Source organism: Frankia umida, from assembly GCF_023242945.1.
GTDB lineage: Bacteria > Actinomycetota > Actinomycetes > Frankiales > Frankiaceae > Frankia > Frankia umida.
Genome location: NZ_JALKFT010000005.1, coordinates 290,969 through 298,509 on the forward strand (window position 1 = coordinate 290,969; position 7,541 = coordinate 298,509).

Below are 7,541 nucleotides of genomic sequence, written 5' to 3' on the forward strand. Positions count from 1 at the left end.
CTTGGCCGGATCGGCGCTACTGTCTGTCCTTCTGTAGCACGATGTTCACCCTGTGGGGTGGTTGAGCTGGAAGACGGTAGAGATGGCTTCGCCAGTGGCCTGCTGGACGCGGCGCCCGACGCGATCGTGGGTGTGCATGCGGATGGGCTGATCGCGCTGGTCAACGCCCAGGCCGAGCGGTTGTTCGGCTACACGCGGGAGGAGCTGCTCGGCCAGCCGGTCGAGATCCTGATCCCCGAGTCGGCCCGTGCGCTGCACCCGAGGCACCGCGCGGGCTATCTGCACGAGCCGCGGCCACGGCCGATGGGTCTGGGGATGGAGCTGGCCGGGCGGCGCAGCGACGGCAGCGAGTTCCCGGCCGAGATCTCACTGGCGGCGATCCAGACCGTCGGCGGTGTGCTCATCACCGCCGCCGTTCGTGACGTCACCGATCGCAAGCGGGCCGAGGCCAAGTTCCGCGGTCTGCTCGACTCGGCGCCGGACGCGATCGTCGGGGTGCTCCCGAGCGGGCGGATCACGCTGGTCAACGTCCAGGCCGAGCGGCTGTTCGGCTACAGCCGTGAGGAGCTGCTCGGCGAGTCGGTGGAGATCCTCGTCCCGGAGGCGGCGCGGGGCATCCATCCGGCGCACCGCACCCGGTACTTCGCCGATCCGCGGCCCCGCCCGATGGGTGCCCAGATGCAGCTGGCCGCCCGACGCCGTGACGGCAGCGAGTTCCCGGCCGAGATCTCCCTGTCGGCGCTGGAGACCGAGGACGGCCTGCTCGTCTCCGCCGCCATCCGCGATGTGACCGAACGGCTGGAGGCCCAGGCCGAGCGGGAGCGACTGCGGGCGCAGGCCGAACGCAAACGGATCGAGGCGCAGCTGCACCAGTCGCAGCGGCTGGAAAGCCTCGGCCAGCTCGCCGGCGGGGTCGCGCACGACTTCAACAACCTGCTCGGCGTGATCATCAACTACACCGCGTTCATCTCCGAGGTCGTCACGGCCGCCGCCGACCGCGGGGAGGAGAGCTGGGAGCCGGTGCGCCGCGACATCGACCAGGTGCAGCGGGCCGCCGAACGGGCCACCCAGCTCACCCACCAGCTGCTCGCCTTCGGCCGCCGGGAGGTCGTCCAGCCGCGGGTGCTGCACCTCAACGACGTCGTGCACGACATCGAGGACATGCTGCGCCGCACCCTCGGCGAACACGTCGAGCTGATCACCGTGGCGGCGAGCGAGCCGTGGGCGGTGTTCGCCGACGCGGGTCAGCTCGAACAGGTCCTGGTCAACCTGGCCGTCAACGCCCGGGACGCGATGCCCGGCGGGGGCAAGCTCACCATCGACACCTCCAACATCGAGATCCAGGAGGACCTCGCCGCAGGGCGCCCCGGCATCAAGGCCGGCCGGCACGTCCACCTGCGGATCAGTGACAGCGGGTCCGGTATGAGCCCGGAGACGGTCAGCCGGGCGTTCGAACCGTTCTTCACCACCAAACGCAAGGGCGAGGGTTCGGGTCTGGGCCTGGCCACCGTCTACGGCATCATCACCCAGGCCGGTGGGCACGCCGAGATCTTCTCCGATGTCGGCCTCGGCACCACCGTCAGCATCCTGCTCCCGGCGGTCGAGAGCGTGACCGTGATACCGGAACCCGCGTCCGAGACGGTGGTGCTCACCGGCGGTGAGACCATCCTGGTCGTCGAGGACGAACGGGCGATGCGCGAGGTCACCCGCCGTCTGCTGATCCGCAACGGCTACAAGGTGATCATCGCCGCGGACGGCCAACGCGCCGTGGAGATCGCCACGAGCCATCCCGCCCCCATCGACCTGTTGCTGACCGACGTCGTGATGCCGCAGGTCCTTGGCCGGACGGTGGCCGAGCTCGTATGCCGGCAGCGCCCGAACGTCCGGGTGCTGTTCATGTCCGGCTACGCCTATGCCGTGCTGGCCCACAACGGCACGCTCGATCCCGGTCTGATGCTGTTGCCCAAGCCGTTCTCCGAACAGGAACTGCTGGCCAGGGTGCGGGAGGTGCTTGACAGCCCGATCGAGCCCTGAGAGCGCGAACCCCGAAAGGTAGGGCCACTTCGGTCCCCTGCTGTCCACGGCCGCCCTGGGCGAGCGTTCTGCTACCGGTACGGTTGGCCAGGACGGATCCCGCCCACCGCGGACGGGTGCGGCGGCGAACCCTGGGGGGCGCAGTGAACGATCCGTCGACCGGGACATCCGCCGACGATGACGGCGGCGGCAGCGACGACGGCGAGGGCCGTTCCCGTGCCGTGCGGGTGCTCGTCGTGGATGACAACGATCTGCTCCGCGGTCTGCTCAGCCGGATTCTGCGGGCCGAGGGCTTCACGACCAGCGAGGCCGCCTCGGTCGAGGAGGCGCTGGGTCTCGACCCGGGCGCGCACGACGCGATCGTCGTCGACGTCCGCCTCGAGGGGCGGCCCGGCACCGACCTCGTCGCCGAGCTGCGGCGCACCACCCCGGCGCTGGTGCGCCGCTGCCTGCTGCTCACCGGCGCGCCCGGTCTCGACGAGCTTCCCCCGGACGTGCCGATGGTCGCCAAGCCCTTCACCGCCGACCAGATCGTGCGCGAGGTCCGACGCCTGCTGCCGACCGCCGCCACCGAACGCGGATGAGCGCCGGCGGCGCCGCAAGCGGGGCGCGGCCCGAGGAGCTGCTGCGGATGCTGGTCGCGTTGCAGGAACGCGGCCAGCGGGCGATGGCCACCCGGCTGCATGACGGCCCGATGCAGGAGTTCACCGCCGTCCTGCTCGAACTCGCCAGCGTGCGCCGCCAGCTCTCCGGCGCGCTCGCCGAACGGGTCGTCGCGATGGAGGACAGGCTGCGGGCGGCCACCCTGGAACTGCAGTTGCCGCCCGGTGTCTTCCGGCTGGGTCATGACGCGACCGACGCCCTGATCGCGGGCCTGCGCCAGCGGGTGGACGGCCTGCTCGTCGACCGGCTGGACACCGACCTGCGGCTGGCGGAGTATCCGCCGACCGACGCGGAGATCTCGGTGGTCCTGGGGGCCGTCCAGGTGCTGTTGCTGGCGAGCAACCCCTATGCCACCGGTGAGCGAGCCTGGCTGTCGGTGCGTTCGGGCCCCGCGGGGCTCGACCTGAGCCTGGGGGTGTGTCCCTCCGGTCACGAGCCGCCGACGGACGAGGCGCGAGCCGCCCGGCTACGTCCCCTGGCCGACGTGATCGGCGCCGACCTGTGCCACGACGCCGAGGCCGCCCGCTGGACCGCCACCCTCCACCTCGCCCGTCAGGCCACCGGCACCCCGACACACTGAGACGTGGGGTGTCAGCGGAAGGTCGTGGGGTGTCAGCGGGAAGTGGGGTACATCTCGCGGGGTTCGCGGTGCGCACGCTTGGCCGCGTACATGGCGGCGTCGGCGCGGCGGATGACGGCGTCCGGGTCGGGACCGTCCGGACCGGCGCCGCCCACGCCACGGCACCAGGCGACCCCGATGGCGGCGCGGATGACGATGGTCTGCCCGGCGACGTCCAGCGCCGTGGCGATGGCGCGGCGGGCGTTGTCGAGGACGGCGTGCACGGTGGCCTCGGTGGGCTCGGGCAGCACGATGAGGAACTCGTCGCCGCCGAGGCGGAACACGTCCTGCGGGGCGACGTCGACCAGCGCGACCAGGCGGGCGGCGATGGTGCGCAGGACCTCGTCGCCGACATGATGACCGAAGGTGTCGTTGACCGGTTTGAAGTCGTCCAGATCGATCAGCAGGATCGTGTACGGGGTGTGGCTGTCGGCCAGCTGGTCGAGGCGGTCGGCGAGTCCGGTGCGGCTGCCCAGACCGGTGAGGGTGTCATGGCTGGCCTGCCACCAGATCCGGGCCTGCAACTCGCGTCGCTCGCCGACCTCGTGGCAGGTCACCATCAGGTCGCGTCCGAGCGGGCCGGCGCGCCGGGCGGCCGCGAGGTCGAACCATCGGTGGTCGGCGGTGGCGGTGCACAGGCGGATGTCGAGCAGTGAGTCCGCGCGTGGATGCCCGGCGCCGCTGGGCTGCGCGTCGAGGTAGGACTGGACCGCGGCCCGGTCATCGGGGTGGACCAGGTCGAGCAGCGGCCGTCCGAGCAGGTGGGCGACCTGATGGCCGAGCAGGCCCTCGACCGCTGAGGTGAGGAACGTGACCTGGCCGGCCGCGTTGAGCACCACGACGATGTCATGGGACTCGTGGAGCAGGGTGGTGAGCCGGGCACCCTCCCGCCGGGTCTGCTGGCTCTCCCGCAGCAGCGTCCACGACAGCGCCACGACAGTGATGATCACCAGGGCGTAGACGACCAGGTCGCTGGAGGGATGCCCGGGCGAGGGCACCTCGGCCGTGCGACCGTCCTGGCGCAGGACCAGATAGTACGGCTGTGGCACCGACGGGACGAAGCCCACTTCGGCGAGCCCGCCGCCGCCTTCGGCCCGCAGCAGCACCTGCCGGCTGGTGCCCGGCTGGATCGGCCGCAGCTGGGCGGCGTCGACCAGCCTCCGGCCGACCAGGGTGTGGTCGGTCGAGATCACCGCGCGTCCGCCGCTGTCGACCAGCGCGATCGTGATACCCGGCAGGGACGTGCCGTCCAGGTCCGACGCCTTCGTCGCACCCGGCCGGGCCGCACCGCCGTTCGGCCCGGCATCCCGCCCGCGATCGGGCAGGATGCCCAGCGCCCTGCTCAGCTCGGCGATGGAGGCCCGGGTCAGCGCCCGGGAGAGCAGCAGGAAGGCCACGTCCTGGCCCGCCCGGCGGATCGGAACGATGCTGACCACCGAGATCTCGTTGACGTCCTGCTGGCTGCCCGCGGTCGGTGAGATCGGCACGTCGAGACCGGCCTGACGGGCGAGATCCCAGATCCGGCTACCCGGGCCGATCGGCACGGTCGAGCCGGCCGGGCGCACCGCCAGCGGCTGTCCGGTGAGATCGACGAGGGCGAGCACGACATCCGGGGTGGACAGGTCGGGACCGGCGATGGACTCCAGCGTGCGGGCATCGGCGGCCCGGTCGGTCAGCGACCAGGGCAACGCGGAGATCGGTTCGATCAGGTAGCTCGGCTGGTTCAGGCGGGCGACGAGCCTCGCCGTCGTGTTCGCCAGCAGCGTGGCCTGGTGGATGCGCTGGTTGTCGAGGCGGCGCTGGTCGGCACGTTCGATCGCCATGATGGTCACCGTACTGGCCATGATCATAACTGCCAGGACCAGCAGGCTGATCACACTGGGCAGCGCGCCGTAGGCCCGATGCGGCGCGCGGCCGGACAGGGGAACGGCCCGGCGGCCCTGCGGCTGCCGGATTCGTCGCGGACGCCGGCACCGGCGTCGGGTCCGCGATGGCCCCGAGACCAGGGTGGACGTCGCCGGGCCGCGGTCTGGCCGCTCGTCCGCGGGCCGTCCGGGGTGTTCGTGGACGCCGCGGTCCGGGTCCGCCCCGGTGAGGTGCGGGGCGCCGAGGTCGAGCAGGTCGATGTCGGTGGGTTCGATCACCGCGAAGTCGCCGACCAGGTGCCACACCTGTCGGGAGGTGGCCGGATGCGCGTCGGCCGCGTTGGTCGCGGGCAGCGCGAGACGTCCAGGGCCGACCTGTTTGGCCTGGTACATGGCCTGGTCCGCGGTCCGCAGCAGCGACTCGGCGGAGCGGGAACCGTCGGTGAGGGCGATACCGACACTGGCGGCGACCCGCACCGTGGTCTCCTCGTCGAGGCGGACCGGCTGCCCGACGGAGCCGATGATGCGGATGGCCGCCTCGGTGGCGGCGCGAACGTTCGCGCCCGGCAGCAGGATGCCGAACTCGTCCCCGCCGAAGCGGGCTCCGGTGGCCCGGGGTCCCAGCACGGTCCGTAACCGGACGCCGATCTCCTGGAGCACCCGGTCGCCGGCGAGATGCCCATAGGTGTCGTTCACCGGCTTGAACCGGTCGAGATCGACGAACAGAACCGCGAGAGATCGTCCCTCGTCGTCACCCTCGTCGTCGCCGACAGCCGTCGCCGCGGCCACCAGGCGATCCTCGAAGGCCGAACGGTTGAGCAGGCCGGTGAGGGAGTCGTGCTGGGCCTGATAGGTGAGCTGGTCGAGGAGCCGTTTGCGTTGGTCCGCGGCGTGACAGGTAATGATCATCTCGGCCGGGTGGCCGCGCGCGGGCAGCGGCCGGGCGGCCACGTCGAACCAGGCGACGTCGCCGGCAGCCGTCCGCAACCGGATGTCGAGTTCGGGGCCGTGGGCCTGGTCCGGGTGCTCGACCAGGCGGCGTAGCCGTTCGGCGTCGTCGGGATGGGCGAGGTCGGCGATGGGGCGCCCCACCCAGTCCGCCACCCGCTGCCCGAGCATCGTCTCGATCGCGGGACTGACGAAGATCATGGCCGTGGCGGGATCGGTGACGAGCACGATGTCGCTGGCCGCGGCGAACAGGGAACGCAGCCAGCTCCTGGTCTGACGGGCTGACAACGCGCGTCGCAGCGCGATGAACAGAACGCTCAGGATGGCCACCAGCGCCACGCACAACAGCGTCAGGTTGCGGCGATGCCCGCGGGAGCGCAGGTCGGAGTACAACGAGTCGGCCGGCTGGCGGAAGTAGGTGTAGTACCCCGTTCCCTTCTGCCGGGCGGTGATGTTGAGGACCTCCCCCTCGGCCTCCTCGGTGCGCCAGATGCGCGTGCCGCCGCCGGTGCCGGTGCTCGTGCCCGCCGGTGGGGACGGGGCGAGGTCGGCGGGGCTGATCACGCGGGTGCCGACGGCCGACGCGGTGGTGCTCGACAGCGCGACCCCGTTGGGGTCGACGGTGGACACGGTGCCCGCGCCCGCGCCGAGCAGGGCGGCGATGCCGTCACTGATGGCCAGGTGGACCTGTTCGGTGGAGATCGCGACCAGAACCGCCCAGGGCCGACCCGCGCCGATCGGGACGACCACGACCCGGCGCGGCGGCTGACCCGCGGTGATGACGGGGGACAGGCCGGCGTGCCCGGCCAACGCCGTCGGCCACGCCGCGCCGAGCTGCGCCACGTCCACCCGGGCGCCGGGCGGGTAGGAGGCGCTGATCCGGCCCTCGGGGGTCAGCAGGGCAAGCAGGTGGTTCACGTCGCCGGAGGCGGAGATCTGCAGACGAAGCAGCAGGTCGGCGTTGGCCGGATCACCCGGGCGAAAGGGCAGACCGCCCGCGGCGGCGGCCAACGACGTCGGCGACGCGCTCCCGGACTCCCAGCTCGCGAGTCGTTCGACCAGCGCCGCCCGGGCCGCCAGCCGCGCCGACTCCTCCCGACGCAGCAGATCATTGCCCAGGACGAGCGCCAGTGCCCCGAGGATGGCCACGGCCAGCAGCACCGCCGCGGGTTGCAGGAGGCGCGAGTGCGCGCGAACCCCCCGCTGACCACCGCGGCCATGCCTGATCATGTCCTTGCCCCGTCCGACCACGCCATCCGGACTCGACGGACCTCACCGTGAGTGAAAAAATCTATTAATCGGCCGAATGCATCCGATAAGGGCTGAGCATACGAGGTAGCTGTTCAGCTGGGGTCGCCGGGGGTGGCTGGTAGTTCGCTGGATCTTGTGTGTTGATCGTTCTGGTGGTTGTG

The 7,541-nt window shown here is 71.7% G+C and carries 4 protein-coding genes; 3 read left to right on the top strand and 1 reads right to left on the bottom strand.

Translation table 11 applies throughout. The features are described from left to right. Positions 1–57: 57 nt before the first annotated feature. The 3 genes from MXD59_RS07735 (at position 58) to MXD59_RS07745 (ending at position 3,277) form a co-directional block, all read left to right on the top strand. Entirely contained in the window at positions 58–2,034 is a 1,977-nt protein-coding gene (locus MXD59_RS07735; RefSeq protein WP_248824072.1) for a hybrid sensor histidine kinase/response regulator, read from the top strand. Positions 2,035–2,177: 143 nt separating this feature from the next. Further along, positions 2,178–2,618, top strand: a complete 441-nt coding sequence (locus tag MXD59_RS07740) for a response regulator (RefSeq protein ID WP_248824073.1) — start codon at positions 2,178–2,180, stop codon at positions 2,616–2,618. After that, complete coding sequence (locus tag MXD59_RS07745) at positions 2,615–3,277, top strand: histidine kinase (RefSeq protein WP_248824074.1); 663 nt, start codon at positions 2,615–2,617, stop codon at positions 3,275–3,277. Before MXD59_RS07740 ends, MXD59_RS07745 begins: the two co-directional genes overlap by 4 nt. Before the next feature lie 32 nt (positions 3,278–3,309). On the opposite strand, the gene MXD59_RS07750 is transcribed toward MXD59_RS07745, so the two are convergent. Then, positions 3,310–7,359, bottom strand: a complete 4,050-nt coding sequence (locus MXD59_RS07750) for a diguanylate cyclase domain-containing protein (protein ID WP_248824075.1) — start codon at positions 7,357–7,359, stop codon at positions 3,310–3,312. Positions 7,360–7,541 lie beyond the last annotated feature (182 nt).